Here is a 19,957-nt window from a genome sequence, read left to right as displayed (position 1 = left end):
ACTACCTCAGCAGCGCCAGTCGGGCAATCGACTGGCGCTGTTTTTCCATCCACAGAACGCAAGTGATTAATGCAATGCGTGCTGCTCAGAAATCCTGATGCTTTCTTAATATAGGCTGTGGTACGCTGGTCGAATGAACAAACTCACCGCCCTCCTGCAGCGACCACATTCTCCGTTAAAGGATAGTTTTTCCGTCCTCTTACTGCTGGCATCCGCCAGCGGCGTCAATGCGCTGATTGACCCGTATGTGTCACTCACCAGCCAGTCGATGATCTATGTGCTGGCGGTGGTGATTGCGGCATACCGGTTGAGCTGGGTTTATTCGGTCAGCTGCGCGCTCGCTGCAGTCGCTGCGCTGAATTTCTTTTTTGTACCACCGCGCTGGACCTTTCGCATCGATCAGTCAGAACATTTGATTGCGCTGATCACGATGATGGTACTGGCCCTGGTGATCCATCATCTGACATCCGGTTTGCGCCGCGAAACCGAGATCGCGCATCTGAACGAGCAACGCGCACGCCAGTTACAACATCTGGCAGTGCAACTCGCCGCATGCAAGACCGCCGAAGATATTTCAGCGCTGGGGCAACAAGCATTTGACGCGTCGTTTGCCGGACCGAATCTGCTGTGCCTGAACGATGCCAGCGGCAACTTACACTGCCGCGATGAACTGCCCGCGACCATCCGTGATGGCATGGTGTGCTGCATGAAAGAAGGCAGCGTGATCGGCGCTGGCACCAACCGCTGGTCTGATCTGGATGCATGGTATTTACCCATAGGCGATCAATACCCGCACGGGCAAATGCTGGGCGCAGTATGCATACAAGCCGTTGCCGGCGATGACAGCAGCGGCCGCCAGCATGCCGAAGCCCTTTGTACGATACTGGCGCAGGCGCTGTTGCGTTTGCGGCTGAACGCCAGCATTCTGGCCGCGCAACGCGAAACAGAGCGCCAGCAATTACAGGGCATATTTTTAGCGGCGGTCTCGCATGATTTGCGAACACCGTTAGCCGTCGTCGTTGGTGCCGCATCCGCGCTGCAACTTCAGCATGCCAAACTCAGCACAGCCGAACAAGAACACCTGCTCGACAGCATCATCAAAGAAGCCGGATATTTATCAGCGCTGACAGAAAACACCCTGCAACTGGTGCGGCTGGAAAACACGCCGCAATCGCTGGTGCGGGATTGGGAATCCATAGAAGAAATCATCGGCAGCGTGCTGGCACGGGTGCGTCAACATGACACCGACAAACGCATTCAGCTTCAGCTTCAGCTTCCGAAAGGCCTGCCATTGGTCAGAGTCGATCCGGTGTTGATTTCGCAACTGCTGGCAAATTTATTGGAAAACGCCCTGAAATACACCGATGGCGACATACAACTGCGCGTCAGCATACAGGGATCACAAGGTTCTGATGAACACAATGCCGATCACCATCAGCAATGGATGCGGATCTCGGTGAAAGACAGCGGCAAAGGCATACCGGAACACGAACAACTCAGTATTTTTGAACCGTATGTGCGTGGCGATCACACCGATCGCAGCAGCCAGCGTGGCTCAGGACTCGGGCTCGCCGTTTGCAAAGCCATCGCAACTGTGCATGGCGGCAATCTGGTGCTGAACCAGCCGCAGGAAGGCGGCAGCGAATTCAGCTTACAGTTACCGCTGGATGCGCAGCCACCCATCGTCGCGGGAGAGCTGTCATGAGCATTCGCGTGTTAGTGGTGGAAGACGACAAAGAGATACGCTCTCTCATTTACGCGTCGCTGTCCGTCGAAGGCTTTACAGTGCAAACCGCAGTCTCGATCAGCGAGGCCAGCGCCATCTTAAAACATGTGTTACCGGATGTGATGGTGCTCGATCTGGGCCTGCCCGATGGTAATGGCGCAGACCTGGTGCGCCATGTGCGCAAGCAAAGCAATCTGCCGATTCTGATCGTTTCAGCCAGACATCAGGAAACCGAAAAAATTGCCCTGCTGGATGCCGGTGCAGACGATTATCTGACCAAGCCATTCAGCGTCGGTGAAATGCTCGCGCGCATCCGGGTCGCCTTGCGACACCGGGGCACCAACGTGCCCGCCGCCACGACCGAATACACACTGGATGGCTTACACATCGACCTGAGCACCCGCCTGGTCGAACGCCACGGCCAGGTTCTGCATCTGACCAAAACCGAATTCAGCTTACTCGCACGCCTGGTGCGCAGCAGCGGCAAAGTCGTCACGCACCGCCAGCTGCTGGTCGACGTCTGGGGCGAAGAATTCATCGACCACACGCATTATCTGCGACTCTACATGGCGCAGCTGCGGGCAAAAATCGAAGACAACCCGACAGAACCCCGCTACCTGCTGACAGAAACCGGCGTCGGCTATCGCCTGGCCGCCATCTAGCACTCGCATCGCTGACTAACGCAAGCCCCTCAAAACACCCCAAATATACTCCCCGGGGTATATCTACAGGCCCAATGTTTCTGCTGAGATTTAGGGTATTTTCTTAAAAACAGGGGGGAGTATGCAGAAAACGAGCTTTTCACATGCCGTTTTTAGGATGATTTTGTCTGTTGCCTGCGTATGAAGAAACGTATCCAGTACGCATGGTTTTTCAGTTGCGAAGCGGTAGTGCTGATAACGCAAACGTTCGCGCACCTGATCCAGCAAGCACGGTTTTTGAGGGATGATGTTTTTGTCGATTTGTTTGCACTGCTTATTTAGTCAGTATAAACAAATGCAGCTAATATTCATGCGGTTTTCAAGGGAATTGCAACATATTGACAGTTTGATCATTGACGGTTAATGTTGCAAAATGAAAATTAAAACACGTTAGGCCTCAAAGGATCGCACGTTAGTCCGCGCAAAACAAACAGAGGAAGGAATAAATGGCAATCTCAGAAACGGTGCTGGAGATGCACTACCACCAGCCTTTGATGAAGCTGATACGGGAGACATATGGCGTAGGCCCGACAGGGAAGTTCAGTTTCTTTAAGTACTCTCCGCAGAAGGAGGTCTTCCTAGGCTTCGATCAAGCGTATGCGATGACTGAGATTTCGGACGAAGACTTTTTCGAGCAGATGAAGTCCAGCGCCATGGAAAACGGGTACAAGCTAAAGCGAACCTTCGTTGCGTACTTCCTTCAATTCAAAGTAGTCAACGAACTTCAGAAGAATCAGAAAAAGAACCCGCCCCAGATCAGGAGTAAACCGTATTACCGAGCTAGTCTTGACACCACGAAAAACGACAACACAGGTTTCTCACAGCACGAACTGCTATACAACTTGAGCAAGAACCATGGCGCCATGGTGTACTACGCTTGCCCGATGCTCTTTGATAAAGCTGCGTTGTACGAGGTAGAAGTGAGTCTGGAGCCTCTTCGTCTCGTTGATTTTTCGTCATGCCCCTCTGAGTTCTCGGACAACAGCAAGCACTACATCTACTTCGACCAGAGACAATCAGATCCAATCTGGTGTAGCGAACCGGTGGTTGGGCGCGCGATCAAGGCTGACGAATTCGCTACCTTGTTGGTGAGCCGTCTGCGTCAATCTTCCACAGATGAAGCTATCGGCCAAGTCGCTAAATTGTTGGCACAAATCAAAAGTAGCTCTGGGAACCTACCTGAACAGATAAGCGGTAATGAATCGGCGGCAAATGGCCTCGTGCAATTTGCCGATGCTCTTACAGTTATTCGCCTTGATGAGGTGATCGGTGAGGCCTAACTGGCGGTTCAACACGGACAAAAATGATTCGCATTTTTGCCGGTTAACCTTGGCGTTAGGCATATCAACATTTACTAAAGGATGAAGAAATGAAAAATCTTGAAGAGTATGGGCAATCAACTGGCGACAGAGTCAGTTATTTGATTGGCGCTCTATCCGAGGATGAAAAGCACAAATATTTCAGGCTGGAGTCTTTCATAAAGATATGGGCAGCTTCCTCTGGTGGATCATTCGACATTAACGAACACACTGATTTTTTTAGTCGAACTGGCATGTATGCACTTAGGCAAATAGATGCTGTCTTCTTCAAAAAAACTGGCCTGCACATTGAGAGGACTTGCCACCAACTCGAAATGAATGAAGATGAGTGGGCGAATGGAATTCAACCCTGTTCACGTATTGCCTAACAATTCCGTCGAGAGGAACCGCCAACAAGCTGCGCTTGTGGGTTCCCTTCGCAGCTACGCCGCTACTGCGGCCTCTCACGTCAAACGTTAGATTGCACAATATGCTTCGATTCTATCCGGACAAAACAAAGGTCATTTTCTTTGACCTTGAATACTATGTCCCAGTCAACGACCGGACCCGAAAGACTCCTGGAGGAATGATGTTTTCTCCGGTATTGCCGGGCCACAAAATTCTTGGGGGCTCATTTCAGACCTACTATCCCATGCAGGATCGTGTTGGCAAAAAACACAACATTTGGGAGTGGAATTTAGGCGGAGAAGAGGCAGTGCTACGCGAGATATTTCAGCTGTTCCAGCAAGAATGGAGATCTATTGAGGCAAAAGATCAGGCAGGTTCTTTAATGCTTGCAGGCATTGGTATTTCTCACAGCGACGTACCAGCCTTATTAGCACGACTTTCTTCAAGCTCAATCGCTAGCCAAGACAGGATCTACGATCTGTTATGTGGTTGTCGCCAGATAGATTTGTCGACCGCAACATATTGTCAGTTTTCATTCAATCAGGCATATTTTTCTTATCCAAAGACCAAGTCGGCCTTATACCAGAAGTACCTGAATGGAAAAAAACTTGAATCAGGGAAATCTGTTTGGGATATGTATGAAAGCAAAGATTTTAGTTCGATTGAAAGTCGCTGTAGCGAGGAAACTGATGATGCCCTAGCTATCTATAAAGCCATGTTTGACATCAAGAAAAAAAATGATCGTTCCATAGCGCGACTAAAGAAGTTGGATAAGATGTCCGAAGCACAGGCGCCCGTGGCTAGTGAAATCTAATAGATAATTCAACCGGACCGCCAAAATGCCGCCGTTTTCCCTTCAACCGCCGCCCGTGGCGCGCCGGTTAATTTAAACGTTATGCCCAGAGTTGACCCAATATGAGCAGCGACAAGAAAACCACGAAATTTGATCTATCGTCTTCCGCATTAGAAAGCGGCATAGACATTGCCAAGAGCTTTGTGGATAAGCTCGTTACGCCACCGATTGAAGAACTTGGGCTCTTAGTCAAAGACCAAATTTCATACTGGAGATTCAACAATCAAATCCGAATTTTGAACAAAGCAAAGGCTTTGTGTGAAAAGAACAAGATAAACATAAAATCGCTTCCGCCTAAGTTACTCTGCCCATATCTTGAAAACGCCTCACTAGAGGACGACAACGATCTTCAAGACAAATGGGCCGCGCTATTGGTAAACATGGTCGACTCTGAACAGAATATACAGAACCACGTCTTTCCGTACATCTTAAGCCAACTATCAAAAGACGAATTCGATCTACTAGAGTCAGTTCTCATTGAAAAGAAAAAACGCATTTTTGATCTAAGCAAAGAGCTTTCAGAGTTTATAGAAACCAGATCCAACATTGAAAATAGTCTGAAGCTTAAGATTGAAGAGCAAAAGGCAAAACTAGAAAAACTATCCCCCGATGGCAAGTTTGTATTTTCATCGGAAGCCATGCAAACAAAATCGTCAATTCGATCAATAGAAACAGAGCTTAGATCTTTGGCGTACAAGGAATTAGTTCTAAGAAGACAAATTTCTGCCCCTCAGTCCATACCTGAACAAAACATAAAAGAATTTGAAATTGCCAACATTATTCGTCTTGGGTTGGCCAAGGTGGTGTATGAGGCAAGTGCGGGAACTCACAGCATAGACATTCCTGGGGATCGTGAGTCCTCGTACACTTCAGTTGATTTTGATATAGAAATAGAAACAGAAACTTCGACAATACTTACTGAACTTGGCGAATTGTTCATCGATGCGTGCCGAGAAAAAACTGCATAACCCTGCAGTCTATGGGACAGCCAGCAAGCTGGCTTCCTTCCCTGCGGTCGGCGCCCCCTCACTTCCACGTTAAACCACAGCATCATGAAGCTCCTAGTCTTGTCCGCCCTCAGCATCTGCATTACTGTCATGTATCGCGAGCGAACCCTTGGCGCAGTCGCGTGACGGTATCTAATCAAACACCTCCCAACACTCTCAAAACGCTCAAAATATACTCCCCCGGAGTATGTATACAAGCCCAATATTTATGCTGACATTTTGGGTTTTTTCTTAAAAACAGGGGGAGTATGTGGAATTCTGGCTGTTTATCTGCCGTTAAGGGGACGATTTAAGCGCTATTCAAGGATGCGTTCTTCCGCTATAAGCGCTCCATTTTCATCACGCGCAGTGTGCGTTCGCCGCACGTTCGCCAAGAGCTGTACCGGTGCGAAGTTTGCACTGCGTTGTGTTGTGTTGCAATGCGCACACCTGATGCAGCTACTGCTTCGTTCCTGATTATTTCCTTATGCTTTCCTGATACCCGCCACTGCATAGTGCGATTCTGTTCAATGAATTTTGGAAAATGTATGAGTCAACATTCTGGTCGCGAAAGCCTGGCTGCCCTCACCCTCGGTGCGCTGGGCGTGGTCTATGGCGATATCGGCACCAGCCCTTTGTACACCATGAAAGAGGTATTCAGCCCCGCGACGGGCGTACCTTTGGATGCGACGCATCTGATCGGCGCAGTCTCAGTCATCTTCTGGGGCTTGATGATGGTGGTGACGCTGAAGTATGTTCTGCTGATCTTGCGCGCAGATAACCGCGGTGAAGGCGGCATCATGGCATTAACGGCATTGGCTGCGAAAGCCGCTGGTGATACGGGGCAACGGCGTTTAATTCTATTGCTGACCGGCGTCTTCGGTGCGTCTTTATTTTATGGCGACAGCATCATCACGCCCGCCATTTCTGTGCTCAGCGCGGTCGAGGGGTTGGAGGTGGTGTCGCTGGGATTTAAGCCCTATGTCTTACCGATCTCTATCGGCGTATTGATAGCCTTATTCGCCGTACAGCGCTATGGCACAGCGGTGGTCGGCAAGCTGTTTGGCCCTGTGATTGTGATCTGGTTTGCTGTGCTGGCCGTTGCGGGAATCAGTGAAATCATGTTGCAACCGGCGATTCTCGCTGCACTCAATCCGTTGAACGCAATTCGTTTTTTAAGCTCGCAAGGCTGGCATATTTTTATTGTGATCGGTGCGATCGTGCTCGCATTTACGGGTGCCGAAGCGCTGTATGCAGACATGGGGCACTTTGGAAAACGCCCTATCCAATTAGCCTGGACAGGCATGGTGTTACCTGCACTGGCGATCAACTATATGGGTCAGGGCGCTTTGCTGATGCGTGATCCGTCGGCGATTGAAAACCCGTTTTTCCGCTTATTCCCAGAGCATTTTCTAATACCCGCCGTGGTGCTGGCAACGATCGCCACCGTCATCGCTTCGCAAGCGGTTATATCCGGTGCGTATTCGATGACCAAGCAGGCGGTGCAGTTAGGATTGTTGCCGCGTATGCAGGTGAATTTCACCTCGGCGAAAGAGATGGGGCAAATTTATATGCCCGGCGTGAACTGGTTGCTGCTCGTTGGCGTATTGCTTGCCGTTGTCGGCTTTGGCAGCTCTTCCGCGATGGCGGCAGCCTACGGGATTGCCGTGACGGTGACGATGATGATTACGACCATCTTAACTTTTTTCGTGATTCATCATGGCTGGAAAATGCCTTTCGCGTTGGCTATCACAGCGACCGGCGTATTTTTAACCCTGGATATCTTGCTGGTCGTAGCGTGTTCGCTTAAATTTTTGCAAGGCGGATGGTTTCCGCTGGCGATGGGCGTGGCGATTTTTTTGGTGATGGCAACCTGGAGACGTGGCCGCGAATTATTAATCGACAGCATACGCAAAGGTGACCCTGAGTTATTGCCTTTCGTGACAGCCTTATCCGGTGACAACACGCCGCGTGCATCGCGCACAGCGGTGTATGCAGTCGCTAACCCAGATACGGTGCCGCAAGCCTTATTACATAATCTGAAGCACAATCAGGTGCTGCATGAACGGAATATTATTTTGACGGTGAAGTTTCATGATGTGCCGTGGGTGCCGTTTGAAGAACGGGTACAGGTCGAAGCCTTAGCACCGGGTTTCTGGAAAGTGAAACTGAACTATGGTTTTAAAAATACGCCGGATATTCCGAAAGCGCTGGAGTTGTGCAAGGCGCATGGCCTGAGCTTGAATATGTTTGAAATTTCGTATTTCCTGAGCCGGGAAATCGTTGTGCCAACCAAAGGCACGGGGATGGCGCACTGGCGGGAAATTTTATTCGCACTGATGTCACGCAACTCACTGAGTGTCGTCGATTATTTCCATCTGCCGAATAATTGCGTGATCGAACTGGGTACACGGGTGCAGATTTAAGCCACAAAGTAATTTCAGCAGGATGCAGCCAGTCGTCAGCATTGTTGACGGTAACGATGGCTGGCTGCATCCGGGTCTGTTATTTTCAGGATGCCGACGCCAGCGCGGCTTTCAGCAATACTGACAATGGCGTGGTTGGACGGCCGATCAGTTGGCTCAATTGGTGGCTGTCGTCAAACAACCCGCCTTTCGATGCACCGACATCAGATTCGGCCAGCAAAGTGGCCACTGGTTCCGGCAAACCAGCACCCAGCAAGGCATCTTTGTATGCACTTTCAGGCAGGTTTTGATATGCCACCGTTTTGCCTGATTGCAGTGCGATTTCTTGTGCCAGCTCTTGCAAAGAATACGACTCATCACCAGCCAGCTCATAGATTCGCCCAGCCTGATTGTCGCTGGCCAGCACCACCGCCGCCGCTTCTGCGTAATCAGCGCGGGCAGCAGATGAAATGCGGCCTTCTCCGGCGCATCCAGACAAGACACCATACTGCAACGCCACCGGCACGCTGGCGAGATAGTTTTCGGTGTACCAGCTATTTCTTAACACCACGAACGGCACACCGGAAGCCTGCAGCAATTGCTCGGTTTCTTTATGCTCAGCCGCCAGAGGCAGTGGGGATACGTCTGCATGCAACAGGCTGGTATAGGCAATCAGTTCAACACCGGCGTTTTTTGCCGCATCGATCACTGCTTGATGCTGCGACACGCGCTGCCCGATTTCGCTGCTGGAGATGAGCAGTAATTTCTCTCCTTTTTTGAATGCGCCGGTCAGCGTTTCCGGGCGGCTGTAATCGATCTGCCGCACCTGTACGCCGCGCTCCGCCAAATCATTCACGCTGTCTGGCTTACGCACCGCCGCGACGATCTCGCTGGCCGGAATTTTTTTTAATAAGGCTTCGATCACTAAACGACCAAGCTGGCCGGAGGCACCTGTGACAACTATCATGGCAAATCCCTTTGTAAATTGAGTAGGAGCAGGCATAATAGCGCCTTAACTAACTAAAAGTAAGTACGCACAAAAAGGTAAGTAAAGAATGGAAATGAAAGCGGTCGAAATACCTTTTGCGACGAGCATCTCAGACAGAATGCAGCGCGGCGATCTGTTCGCTGAAAAATGTCCGTCCAGAGAGGTTCTTAAACACGTCACCAGTCGCTGGGGCGTATTACTGCTGGTGGCGCTGTTAAGCGGAACGCAACGCTTCAGCGATTTACGGCGCAAGGTGAATGGCATCAGCGAAAAAATGCTGGCGCAAACCTTACAGTGGCTGGAAGCGGATGGCTTCGTTGAGCGGATTTCTTATCCTGTGGTACCGCCGCATGTGGAATACACGCTGACGGAATCCGGCACCGAAATCGCAAAAAAAGTGGAAGCGCTGGCAGACTGGATAGAGTTGCACCTGCCTGAAATTATCACGGCACAAAATCAGAAAAGTGAGCAATAGGCAAGCCTGCTAGCTGCGCATCCCGATCACATTTTTCACATCACTTAAAACGGGCCTGCCCTGAGTGCCCGCCCCACTTGATTCGCGCGGCGTCTGTCCGCGCATCTGGCATGGATTCTCGCTCAGCCGTTAATCTGCCAGTCAATTCACCGCACGTCTGAACACGCTTCTCTAAGGTCATAACGAAGTCATATTTAAGAACTATTCTCACGTTAAATATGTTTCCTCCATGCATTTTTCCTTGAAGAAAATCGTGCTCAAACTCCTCTCCCCCGCCATTCGTCTGACGCAAGGTTTCCGCATCGGGCACAAGGTCGCGTTCATCGCCGCCGCTTTTTCCATTCCTCTGTTCGTTGTTCTGACACTGCTCTTCATAGAAATGCGGGCAGAGGTCGGCATTAGCAAAGAAAAGCAACTGGCCATACAGCAGATACACGAATATCAGGATCTGGAAACCCTGATACGGAAACAAAGAGCATTGCAACATCTGCAGCTCAATGGCAATAAACAAGTTGGCGATGTGATCAGCACAAATCAAAAACAAATCGCCGATAGCCTGAAAAAAGCGGACGCTAGCGACGACATAAAAAAACGCTGGCAAGATCTGCTTGGTCAGCAAGCGAGTTTAAAATCTGCCGCCAGTTTTACCGAATACACAAAATTATCAGAGCGCCTGAATCAGCAAATTCAGGAACGTGCTTATGCGTCCAAGCTCGCACTCGACAGCGATTTCGTCACGCATGAGTTGGCGAATATCTATCTGACCGGTATTCCTTCCATCGCCGAGAAAATCGCGGTGATGTCCGCCCGTGGCGCGGCATATATCGACACTGGCTTATTTGAAGGCGGCGAGGATGTGATGCTGAATTCGTTACAACTGATGGCGAAATACGAGTTAGTGCAGTTACGACAAAGAGTGGATTCTCTGGAAAAAAGTAATCCCGGTTATCAAGCGGAATTTCGCTCGCTGAAAGCAGCGATCGGCGTCTCAGAACAATATCTGGAACGAGCCAAAGATGAAGTGCTGTCTTCAGTCAATCAAAGCTCAGGAAACGCATTTTTAAAAGCCGGCGACGAAACGCTGACAAACCTGAACGCGGCGAGTAACACCGTATCAACACTGATTGACCAACGCCTGACGCGTCACGCGCAACAACTGAATCAGAAAATCGCCAAGATGTTTTCTGCACTCATGTTGCTGGTGCTAATCGCCAGTTATTTTTTACTCGGGATTTATTTTGCGCTGTCGCGAGACATAAAAACACTGACTGAAAATATCGAAAAAACGGCATCAGGAGATTTGATACAGATGCCTGAACGCAACGGCCAGGATGAACTGGCGCAATTGATTAACGCCGTCACAAAAATGAATCAGGGCTTGAGTCGCCTTGTGCAAAATATCCGTACTGGCGCTGAAAACGTCAACAACATTGCCCATCATATCCATAATGAAAATGCAGAGCTGGCCGACCGTACTGAAACGCAGGCGGGCTCTCTGCAACAAACCGCAACATCGGTCGAGGAACTGACCAGCACAGTAAAAGAGAATGCCGGCAATCTGGCGCAGGCGAGCAGCCTCGCTAATACCTCCGCAGAAAATGTGCAGCAAGGCTTGCAGGTGATGGATAAGGCCATCGTATCAATGCAATCAGTCACATCCGGTACGCGCAAAATTGCAGAAATTATCGGAGTAATGGATGGCATAGCATTTCAGACCAATATCCTGGCGCTCAACGCCGCAGTTGAAGCCGCCAGAGCCGGACAGGAGGGACGTGGCTTTGCGGTCGTGGCCGGAGAAGTCAGAAATCTCGCGCAGCGCAGCGCGAATGCCGCGAAGGAAATCAAGTCCTTAATCAACACTTCAAGCGAAGCAGTACAACACGGTAACAACATGATTGATTCGGCAGGAAAAACGATGCAGGAAATCGCCGAAAATATCGCGCAAGTGACCGATCTGATCCGGCATGTGGCCGATGTGAGCCAAGAGCAAAGCATGGGTATTTCGAGCGTGAACGAAGCAATCGCCGCCATTGACGAGATCACACAACACAATGTCAGCCTCGCAGATGAGGGAGCGAAATCAACTGCCAGCCTGGAAGACCAGGCATCAGCACTGATTGATGCAGTCAGCGTATTTAAAATATACGGAAGTGATATGCATGCTGAGCATGAAGAGCAAGGTCAATTGCTGAGATTAAAACAACCGAAAAGAAAAATTGAATTGAAAACGGCAGAAACTCAAGCTGAATCTGCCGTAGTACGATTGCCTGCGCTGCGTACGTTTAAGAGGTAAAGCGTCAGGAAAAAAACATCCGAGGGCAATCACTCTGCCCTCAGATTTTTTTACGGGGTGAGCAGGTTTAGTATGGAACGCAACTCATCACGGATGTAGTGCAGATCCACCGGAGTTTCCACCACTTCGTCAGTTTCGTGGATACGCCCGGCGGCGCTGCCGAGTTTATTGCGGGCACCGTTAATCGTGAACCCTTGTTCATATAAAAGCTCACGAATACGACGTATCAACAGCACTTCATGATGCTGGTAATAACGACGGTTACCCCGGCGTTTTACTGGCTTGAGTTGCGAAAATTCCTGTTCCCAATAACGCAAAACGTGTGGTTTAACGCCACACAATTCGCTTACTTCTCCAATCGTGAAATAACGCTTGGCCGGAATCGGTGGCAAGGTCACTGTTTCGATTTTAATTTCAGTCATGAGAATCTTTTATGCAGCATGAGCCAATGGTTGACCGCTGATGTCATCCACCATACCCTTCAATTTCTGACTGGCATGGAAGGTGACAACACGACGGGCAGTAATCGCAATTTCTTCGCCCGTCTTAGGATTTCGCCCGGGACGTTGTGGTTTGTCTCTTAACTGGAAATTACCGAAGCCAGACAACTTCACCGCTTCGCCGCGTTCCAGTGCATCACGAATTTCATCGAAAAAGGTTTCCACCATATCTTTAGCTTCGCGCTTGTTGAGGCCGACCTGCTCAAACAACAGCTCGGCTAACTCAGCTTTCGTTAAAGTGGGTAACTCTTTTTCCGCCTGAGAACGCGCCCTTGCTTCCAGCATCGCACGATTTAAATCGGCATCCAGCACCGATTGAAATTCAGCGGAATTTACGTCATTCATTATCAAACTCATCTAGTCTATACGGGCGTGAGCCAATCATCTTAGCGCAGCTTGGCAGCAAACTTCAAGCCTGCGGCCTGAGTCAATGCAGTCATTGCGGCTTCAACCTTGTCATCTTGCAATGTAGCTTGAGTATCTTGTAAGCTAAAGCGGAAAGCAAGACTTTTCTCATCCGCCTCCAAGCCCTTGCCACGATATTCATCAAACAAAACAATCGCTTGCACAATTTTACAGGCTTCGTTCCGGCTTACTTCTGCGTTAAACACATCGATCATCTCCTGCACGGAAACGGATTGTTTAACCACAAGAGCAAGATCGCGCTTCACAGCCTGGAATTTCGATATTTCCTGATAAACCGGAACATTGACGGATTGCAAAGCAGCTGTATTGATTTCAAACACAACTGGTGCCAGCGGCAAATCGTATTTTTGTTGCAAGCGTGGATGCAGCTCACCGATAAAGCCGACAATATTGCCATCACATTCTATGCTGGCACTACGCCCCGGATGCAAAGCAACGTGTTCATTTTTGATGAAACGCACAACTTTTGGCGCAAACAAGGCCTCGACGTCCGCTTTCACATCAAAGAAATCAACATTGCGTGTTGCGACGCCCCATTGTTCTTCGACGACGGGACCATAAGCGAGTCCGGTCAGATGTTTAGGCTGGCGATAACCTGCGACTTCCAGCGGACCATCCTGCACAGAAGAGTCTGGCAGGTAAACCGCACCGATTTCAAACACACGGATACGGCTGACTTTACGGTTCAGGTTATAGCGGGCATTTGCTACCAGACTACCGATCAGATTGGTCCGCATCACACTCATCTGGCTGGCGATAGGATTCAGTAACTTCACTGGTTGATCATTACCGGCAAAATCTTTTTCCCATGCTTCTTCAACGAAGCTGTAGTTAACCACTTCCTGATAATCCATATCAGCGACCAACGCGCGCAAATCAAACAGGGAGCGTTGGTTTTCCGGTGCGATCAACATCGCATTCGCGGCAACCGGAGGTAAAGCCGGAATATTCTCAAAACCGTAAACGCGTGCGACTTCCTCAATCAGATCCTCTTCGATTTCGATATCGAAACGATAGGATGGTGGCGTCACCAGGAATTCACCTGTCTGCTGCGTAAATTGCAATCCCAGACGTTTGAAAATATCGGCAATCACTTCATCTGTCAAAGGTACGCCAATGACTTTTTGTGCGCGCGCAGTGCGCAATTTCACCGGTAAACGTTGCGGCAGATTGATAATCTGATCGTTAACTGGTCCCAGCTTGACCTGTTCGCGGCCGCCGCAAATCTCAACGATCAAAGCGCTGATACGTTCGATATGTTCGACGATGTTTTCAAAATCGACGCCACGCTCAAAGCGATGACCGGCATCGGTAGAGAAATTAAAACGACGGCCCCTGCCCTGAATAGCCTGCGGCCACCAGAAAGCAGCTTCAAGGTAAATATTTTGCGTATCCAGAGAAACAGAGGTTGAGTCACCACCCATGATACCGGCCAGAGATTCGATCTCTTTTTCATCGGCGATCACGCCAACCCATTCATCAACCTCAACGGTATTGCCGTTCAACAGTTTCAGCGATTCGCCTGCTTTACCCCAGCGCACATTGAGTCCGCCATGAATTTTATCGAGATCGAAGACGTGAGATGGACGTCCGAGTTCAAGCATCACATAATTGGAAATATCAACCAGCGCCGAAATAGGACGCTGTCCGCTGCGCTCGAGGCGTTGTTTCATCCAGTCCGGAGTCGGTGCTTTCGCATTAACGCCACGAATCACGCGACCACAGAAACGACCACACAAGTCAGGCGCGGACACCGTTACCGGCAACACTTCCTGCAAGGATGGTGCAACGACATCCGTCGCAGGCATCTGCAAAGGCGTTCCGGTCAACGCGGACACTTCTCTTGCAACGCCTAAGACGGATAAGCAGTCAGCCTTATTCGGCGTGAGCTTGATCGTGAACTTCAGATCATTCAACTCATAGTAATCACGGAAATTCTGGCCGACTGGCGCGTCTGACGGCAATTCCATCAGGCCGCCATGATCTTCAGATAATTTCAATTCGCGTGCAGAACACAACATGCCCTGCGATTCAACACCGCGCAACTTGCCGACCTTAATCACGAACGGCTTACCATCTGCACCCGGTGGTAAAACAGCGCCAGCCGTTGCACAAGGTACACGCATGCCAACGCGGACATTCGGTGCGCCGCAAACGATGTTCAATAATGTGCCGGTGCCGACATCAACCTGACACACATTTAAACGATCAGCATCGGGATGCTTGACGATTTCACGAATCTCCGCAACCACGACATTGTTGAAAGGAGGAGCAACAGGCTCCACTTCTTCGACTTCCAAACCTGACATGGTCAACAGATGAGACAACTCATCCGAAGTCATCTTCGGATTGACCATGGTACGGAGCCAGTTTTCAGAAAATTGCATAATTCAGCCGTCTATTGTTAGATGCTTGGGCTCAGATTGCCCAAAAAAATTAGTTGAATTGCTTCAGGAAGCGCAAATCGCCTTCATAGAACAAACGCAGATCGTTGACGCCGTAACGCAACATCGTCAGACGCTCAAGGCCAGAACCAAACGCAAAGCCTATGTATTTTTCAGGATCGAGACCCATGTTACGGATCACGGCAGGATGCACCTGACCTGAGCCAGAGACTTCCAGCCAGCGGCCTTTCAAAGGTCCGCTGCCGAACGCGATATCAATTTCAGCGGATGGCTCGGTGAACGGAAAATAAGAAGGACGGAAGCGCACCTGCAAATCGTCTGTTTCAAAAAACGCTTTGACAAAATTCAGATAGACACCTTTCAGATCCGCGAAGCTGATATCTTCGGCAATCCACAAGCCCTCAACCTGATGGAACATCGGGGAGTGCGTCGCATCACTGTCAACACGATAAGTGCGGCCAGGTGCAATAATTTTGATCGGCGGTTTGCTCATGCGCGCATATCGCACCTGCATAGGGCTAGTGTGCGTACGCAGCAGCAATTGCTTGCCCTGAGTATCCTTGCCATCGATATAGAAAGTGTCCTGCATAGAACGGGCAGGATGATTTTCAGGACTATTCAAAGCGGTAAAATTGGTCCAGTCGGTTTCGATTTCAGGACCGTCAGCGACATCAAAACCAATTGATCGGAAAATTTCTTCAACGCGTTTCCAGGTGCGCATCACAGGATGAATGCCACCGATACCACGGCCGCGTCCGGGTAATGTCACATCGATCGCTTCTGCATTCAAACGCGTCTGCAATTGCGCGTCGGCCAAAGCGTCACGACGCTCAGTTAAAGCATTTTCGATTTTGACTTTAGCTGCGTTAATCACCGCGCCCTGCACTTTGCGCTCATCCGGAGACAATTTCCCCAGACTCTTCATCTGTTCGGTAATCTGGCCACTTTTGCCCAGGTACAATGCCTTAGCATTTTCAAGTGCGGCGGCATCCGGTGCCGCGAGAAAATCAGCACATGCCTGGCTGACGATTTGATCTAAAGGGTTCATGCGTTGTTCCCGCTTACTGTGAAGCTGAAATAATGAGCTGAAAACAAAACGGGGCATAGGATTCAACCTCTGCCCCGCTTGATATAGCGATGTTTAACACATCGCAACGACTACAAATTACTTTGATTACGCAGCCAGGTTGGCTTTAACTTGATTAACAATCGCAGCAAACGCTGGTTTGTCCATCACAGCCATGTCAGCCAGTACTTTACGGTCGAGTTCAATGGAAGCTTTTTTCAAGCCGTTCATGAACACGCTGTAAGTCATACCGTGTTGACGGGTTGCTGCGTTAATACGAGTGATCCACAATGCGCGGAATACGCGTTTTTTGTTGCGGCGATCGCGGTATGCGTATTGACCAGCGCGCATAACTGCTTGCTTAGCAATACGGAATACTTTACTACGGCGACCACGGTAACCTTTTGCAAGGTTCAGAACTTTCTTATGACGGGCACGAGCGGTAACCCCACGTTTTACTCTAGGCATAATAACTCCTTAAATAGTGAGTATGAGGTTAAGCGGTAGGCATCATGCGCATGACTGATGTCACGTCGGACGCATTGATGTTACGTGTACCACGTAATTGACGTTTATTTTTTGTGGTCTTTTTAGTCAAGATATGGCGCTTGAAAGCGTGACCACTCTTTACTGTTCCACCTGGACGTACACGAAAGCGCTTCTTAGCAGAGCTCTTTGTTTTCATTTTTGGCATAACACTATCTGTCGTTGACGACAGCTCCGGTTTTATATGATGGTAGGTGGTAGCAATAAACGCTACTCTTGGATGCCTACTTCTCACTTATTGTGATCTGTTTCTGATGAAACAGATCTATCGCAATACCCGTACCAAACAGGTACTACAAAATACTTATTTCTTTTTCTTAGGTGCCAGAATCATGACCATCTGGCGCCCTTCCATTTTTGGAAACTGCTCTACCTGACCGTAAGGCTCTAAATCGAGCTTCAGACGCTCAAGCACACGCATACCGATTTCCTGATGCGCCATTTCACGACCGCGAAAACGCAAAGTAATCTTTGTTTTATCGCCGTCATCCAGAAACTTGACCAGATTACGCAGCTTGATGTTGTAATCACCATCATCTGTACCAGGACGGAACTTCACTTCTTTCACCAAAATGACTTTTTGTTTCAGTTTGGCTTCGTGAGCTTTTTTCTGCTCCTGGTATTTAAACTTGCCGTAATCCATCAAACGACAAACAGGAGGCTGGGCAGTGGGTGCAATTTCCACCAAATCCACATTAGCCTCTTCGGCCAAACGGAATGCCTCACTCAGCTTAACGATACCCAGAGGTTCATTATCAACGCCGGACAAGCGCACTTCAGGTGCGGTAACTTCCCCGTTGATACGATGTGTTCTTTCGGTAGCTATTGCAGTTTCCTTTAAAAAATTAAATCTTTACCATGCCAATCTCGCTTACAGCAAGATTGCGGACTGATCTGTTAAACCTTAGTGTCTGCTTCGTTTTTTAAACGAGCTATGAAGGCATCAAGAGGCATCACCCCCAGATCCAGATTGCCACGCGTACGCACAGCGACTGTGTTTGCATCTCGTTCTTTATCACCTATTACTACTATGTAAGGCATTTTTTGAATAGAGTGCTCGCGTATTTTATAGGTAATTTTCTCATTACGCAAATCCGTGTTAACCCTAAACCCTTGTTTCTTCAGGATTTCAGCAACAGATTTTGCGTATTCTGCTTGCGACTCTGAGATATTTAACACAGAAACTTGCACTGGAGATAACCACAAAGGCAAAGCACCAGCATGATTTTCAATCAAAATGCCAATGAAGCGCTCCATCGAGCCAACAATAGCGCGATGTAACATGACCGGCACTTTGCGACTGTTATCATCAGCCACATATTCAGCACCCAGGCGACCCGGCATAAAAAAGTCGACCTGCATAGTACCGACTTGCCAAGGGCGACCCAGGCTATCTTTCAAATGGTATTCGATTTTCGGACCGTAAAATGCGCCCTCACCTGGCAACTCTTCCCACTCGGTCACACCGCAAGCACGCAAGCCAGCGCGCAGTGTTTCTTCAGCAGTATCCCAAACCTCGTCACTGCCAATGCGATTTTCTGGCCGCAATGCAAGTTTAATCGCAATATTTTTAAAGCCAAAGTCATCATAGACCTTCATGGCCTGAGGGTGGAAAGCAATTACCTCATCCTGAATCTGCTCTTCCGTACAGAAAATGTGTCCGTCATCCTGAGTAAATCCACGCACACGCATAATTCCGTGCAAAGCACCGGACGGCTCGTTACGATGGCACTGACCGAATTCACCAAACCGCAATGGCAAATCGCGATAACTTTTCATTCCAGAATTGAAAATCTGCACATGCCCAGGGCAATTCATCGGCTTCAGCGCATAGGAGCGATTTTCCGACTCTGTGATAAACATATTGTCTTTGTAGTTATCCCAATGACCTGTTTTCCCCCAGAGACTGCTATCCAGAATTTGCGGCCCCTTCACCTCCTGATAACCGCACTCCTGATAAACCTTACGCATGTATTGCTCGACTTGCTGCCAGATCGTCCAGCCTTTTGCATGCCAAAATACTAGACCCGGAGCCTCATCCTGAAAATGGAATAAATCCAGTGACTTACCCAGCTTACGGTGATCACGCTTTTCAGCCTCTTCCAGCATGTGCAGGTATTGTTCCTGATCTTCTTTTTTTGCAAAAGCAGTACCGTAAATACGCTGCAACATTTCATTCTTAGAATCGCCACGCCAGTAAGCACCAGCGAGTTTCATCAATTTAAAGACTTTCAGCTTGCCAGTGGATGGCACGTGCGGCCCACGACACAAATCAGTAAAAGTGCCCTCGGTATAAAGAGAGACATCCTGATCAACAGGAATCGACTCAATGATTTCCGCCTTATAAGCCTCACCGATCGATTTAAAGTAAGCAACAGCCTCGTCCCGCGGCAATACCTTGCGGATAACCGATTCGTCTTTTTTAGCGAGCTCAGTCATTTTCTTTTCTATCGCGAGCAAATCGTCAGGAGTAAATGGACGCTTATAAGAAAAATCGTAATAAAAGCCGTTTTCGATCACAGGTCCAATTGTCACCTGCGCATCGGGAAATAATTCTTTTACCGCATAAGCCAGCAAATGCGCTGTCGAATGACGAATCACATCCAACCCATCAGCATCTTTGTCGGTCACGATTGCCAACTCGGCATCCCGCTCAATCAGGAATGAGGTATCCACCAAAACACCATCAACTCTGCCAGCGAGCGCCGCCTTCGCAAGGCCAGCGCCAATACTGGCGGCAACTTGCGCCACGGTTACAGGCGCATCAAATTGACGTTGCGAACCATCAGGAAGTTTTACTGAGACCATGTCACTCTCCATAGTGGCAGAAGTTTGCCGAAATTTGCGATTAGAAAATAAAGACGAAAAAAAAGCACGGCTA

The 19,957-nt window shown here is 49.2% G+C and carries 17 protein-coding genes and 1 pseudogene; 9 read left to right on the top strand and 9 right to left on the bottom strand.

The window, feature by feature from the left end; all coding sequences use genetic code 11:
* The first annotated feature begins 133 nt into the window (after window positions 1-133).
* The 7 genes from KDM87_RS12685 (at window position 134) to KDM87_RS12655 (ending at window position 8,398) form a co-directional block, all read left to right on the top strand.
* Window positions 134-1,705, top strand: a complete 1,572-nt coding sequence (locus KDM87_RS12685; protein WP_212679422.1) for an ATP-binding protein — start codon at window positions 134-136, stop codon at window positions 1,703-1,705.
* The gene (locus KDM87_RS12680) at window positions 1,702-2,388 is read left to right on the top strand and encodes a response regulator (protein ID WP_212679421.1); all 687 of its coding nucleotides are present in this window, start codon (window positions 1,702-1,704) and stop codon (window positions 2,386-2,388) included. The genes KDM87_RS12685 and KDM87_RS12680 overlap by 4 nt, the downstream gene beginning before the upstream one ends.
* Before the next feature lie 485 nt (window positions 2,389-2,873).
* On the top strand, window positions 2,874-3,707 hold the full coding sequence (locus tag KDM87_RS12675; RefSeq protein WP_212679420.1) for a hypothetical protein: 834 nt from the start codon (window positions 2,874-2,876) through the stop codon (window positions 3,705-3,707).
* A gap of 89 nt (window positions 3,708-3,796) precedes the next feature.
* Entirely contained in the window at window positions 3,797-4,114 is a 318-nt protein-coding gene (locus tag KDM87_RS12670) for a hypothetical protein (RefSeq protein ID WP_212679419.1), read from the top strand.
* A 197-nt stretch (window positions 4,115-4,311) separates the two neighbouring features.
* Complete coding sequence (locus tag KDM87_RS12665) at window positions 4,312-4,947, top strand: hypothetical protein (RefSeq protein ID WP_212679418.1); 636 nt, start codon at window positions 4,312-4,314, stop codon at window positions 4,945-4,947.
* 101 nt (window positions 4,948-5,048) lie between these two features.
* A complete protein-coding gene (locus KDM87_RS12660) occupies window positions 5,049-5,954 on the top strand; it encodes an Abi-alpha family protein (RefSeq protein ID WP_212679417.1) in 906 nt (301 codons plus the stop codon).
* A 566-nt stretch (window positions 5,955-6,520) separates the two neighbouring features.
* A complete protein-coding gene (locus tag KDM87_RS12655) occupies window positions 6,521-8,398 on the top strand; it encodes a potassium transporter Kup (protein ID WP_212679416.1) in 1,878 nt (625 codons plus the stop codon).
* An 85-nt stretch (window positions 8,399-8,483) separates the two neighbouring features.
* Here the strand turns inward: KDM87_RS12655 and KDM87_RS12650 are convergent, their stop codons facing one another.
* Window positions 8,484-9,344: an SDR family oxidoreductase gene (locus KDM87_RS12650; RefSeq protein ID WP_212679415.1), complete on the bottom strand. Its 861-nt coding sequence runs from the start codon at window positions 9,342-9,344 to the stop codon at window positions 8,484-8,486.
* Between the two features lie 94 nt (window positions 9,345-9,438).
* Here KDM87_RS12650 and KDM87_RS12645 point away from each other — a divergent pair, with 94 nt between their 5' ends.
* Window positions 9,439-9,840: a winged helix-turn-helix transcriptional regulator gene (locus KDM87_RS12645; protein WP_230407756.1), complete on the top strand. Its 402-nt coding sequence runs from the start codon at window positions 9,439-9,441 to the stop codon at window positions 9,838-9,840.
* 1,633 nt (window positions 9,841-11,473) lie between these two features.
* Window positions 11,474-11,824: pseudogene (locus tag KDM87_RS18035) on the top strand (methyl-accepting chemotaxis protein); the annotation flags it as partial.
* A 359-nt stretch (window positions 11,825-12,183) separates the two neighbouring features.
* Here KDM87_RS18035 and KDM87_RS12635 read toward each other — a convergent pair.
* The 8 genes from KDM87_RS12635 to thrS all read right to left on the bottom strand — a co-directional run bounded on the left by KDM87_RS12635 (window position 12,184) and on the right by thrS (window position 19,884).
* Window positions 12,184-12,555, bottom strand: a complete 372-nt coding sequence (locus tag KDM87_RS12635; RefSeq protein WP_212679413.1) for a MerR family transcriptional regulator — start codon at window positions 12,553-12,555, stop codon at window positions 12,184-12,186.
* A 9-nt stretch (window positions 12,556-12,564) separates the two neighbouring features.
* Window positions 12,565-12,978: an integration host factor subunit alpha gene (locus KDM87_RS12630; protein ID WP_186885145.1), complete on the bottom strand. Its 414-nt coding sequence runs from the start codon at window positions 12,976-12,978 to the stop codon at window positions 12,565-12,567.
* A 41-nt stretch (window positions 12,979-13,019) separates the two neighbouring features.
* Entirely contained in the window at window positions 13,020-15,446 is a 2,427-nt protein-coding gene (pheT, locus tag KDM87_RS12625) for a phenylalanine--tRNA ligase subunit beta (RefSeq protein WP_212679412.1), read from the bottom strand.
* A 49-nt stretch (window positions 15,447-15,495) separates the two neighbouring features.
* Window positions 15,496-16,512 carry a phenylalanine--tRNA ligase subunit alpha gene (pheS, locus tag KDM87_RS12620; protein WP_212679411.1) on the bottom strand — a complete coding sequence of 339 codons (1,017 nt, stop codon included), beginning with the start codon at window positions 16,510-16,512 and terminating at the stop codon, window positions 15,496-15,498.
* 126 nt (window positions 16,513-16,638) lie between these two features.
* A complete protein-coding gene (gene rplT, locus KDM87_RS12615; RefSeq protein WP_186885142.1) occupies window positions 16,639-16,998 on the bottom strand; it encodes a 50S ribosomal protein L20 in 360 nt (119 codons plus the stop codon).
* 28 nt (window positions 16,999-17,026) lie between these two features.
* Entirely contained in the window at window positions 17,027-17,224 is a 198-nt protein-coding gene (gene rpmI, locus KDM87_RS12610) for a 50S ribosomal protein L35 (RefSeq protein ID WP_038493025.1), read from the bottom strand.
* A 156-nt stretch (window positions 17,225-17,380) separates the two neighbouring features.
* A complete protein-coding gene (infC, locus tag KDM87_RS12605; protein ID WP_212679553.1) occupies window positions 17,381-17,902 on the bottom strand; it encodes a translation initiation factor IF-3 in 522 nt (173 codons plus the stop codon).
* Window positions 17,903-17,973: 71 nt separating this feature from the next.
* Complete coding sequence (thrS, locus tag KDM87_RS12600) at window positions 17,974-19,884, bottom strand: threonine--tRNA ligase (RefSeq protein WP_212679410.1); 1,911 nt, start codon at window positions 19,882-19,884, stop codon at window positions 17,974-17,976.
* Window positions 19,885-19,957: the final 73 nt, after the last annotated feature.

The sequence above is a fragment of the Cognatundibacterium rivi genome, assembly GCF_018139565.1.
Taxonomy (GTDB): domain Bacteria; phylum Pseudomonadota; class Gammaproteobacteria; order Burkholderiales; family Burkholderiaceae_D; genus Undibacterium; species Undibacterium rivi.
The sequence above is the reverse complement of the archived record's forward strand: the minus strand, read 5'-3'. Positions and strand labels throughout refer to the sequence as shown.

Bases quoted from the DNA above. Each gene is read 5' to 3' on its own strand.
- KDM87_RS12650 (WP_212679415.1), bottom strand. From the start codon at position 9,344: ATGATAGTTGTCACAGGTGCCTCCGGCCAGCTTGGTCGTTTAGTGATC.
- KDM87_RS12675 (WP_212679420.1), top strand. From the start codon at position 2,874: ATGGCAATCTCAGAAACGGTGCTGGAGATGCACTACCACCAGCCTTTG.
- KDM87_RS12660 (WP_212679417.1), top strand. From the start codon at position 5,049: ATGAGCAGCGACAAGAAAACCACGAAATTTGATCTATCGTCTTCCGCA.
- pheS (WP_212679411.1), bottom strand. From the start codon at position 16,512: ATGAACCCTTTAGATCAAATCGTCAGCCAGGCATGTGCTGATTTTCTC.
- KDM87_RS12680 (WP_212679421.1), top strand. From the start codon at position 1,702: ATGAGCATTCGCGTGTTAGTGGTGGAAGACGACAAAGAGATACGCTCT.
- KDM87_RS12685 (WP_212679422.1), top strand. From the start codon at position 134: ATGAACAAACTCACCGCCCTCCTGCAGCGACCACATTCTCCGTTAAAG.
- KDM87_RS12670 (WP_212679419.1), top strand. From the start codon at position 3,797: ATGAAAAATCTTGAAGAGTATGGGCAATCAACTGGCGACAGAGTCAGT.
- rplT (WP_186885142.1), bottom strand. From the start codon at position 16,998: ATGCCTAGAGTAAAACGTGGGGTTACCGCTCGTGCCCGTCATAAGAAA.
- pheT (WP_212679412.1), bottom strand. From the start codon at position 15,446: ATGCAATTTTCTGAAAACTGGCTCCGTACCATGGTCAATCCGAAGATG.
- thrS (WP_212679410.1), bottom strand. From the start codon at position 19,884: ATGGTCTCAGTAAAACTTCCTGATGGTTCGCAACGTCAATTTGATGCG.
- KDM87_RS12645 (WP_230407756.1), top strand. From the start codon at position 9,439: ATGAAAGCGGTCGAAATACCTTTTGCGACGAGCATCTCAGACAGAATG.
- KDM87_RS12635 (WP_212679413.1), bottom strand. From the start codon at position 12,555: ATGACTGAAATTAAAATCGAAACAGTGACCTTGCCACCGATTCCGGCC.
- KDM87_RS12655 (WP_212679416.1), top strand. From the start codon at position 6,521: ATGAGTCAACATTCTGGTCGCGAAAGCCTGGCTGCCCTCACCCTCGGT.
- rpmI (WP_038493025.1), bottom strand. From the start codon at position 17,224: ATGCCAAAAATGAAAACAAAGAGCTCTGCTAAGAAGCGCTTTCGTGTA.
- KDM87_RS12630 (WP_186885145.1), bottom strand. From the start codon at position 12,978: ATGAATGACGTAAATTCCGCTGAATTTCAATCGGTGCTGGATGCCGAT.
- KDM87_RS12665 (WP_212679418.1), top strand. From the start codon at position 4,312: ATGATGTTTTCTCCGGTATTGCCGGGCCACAAAATTCTTGGGGGCTCA.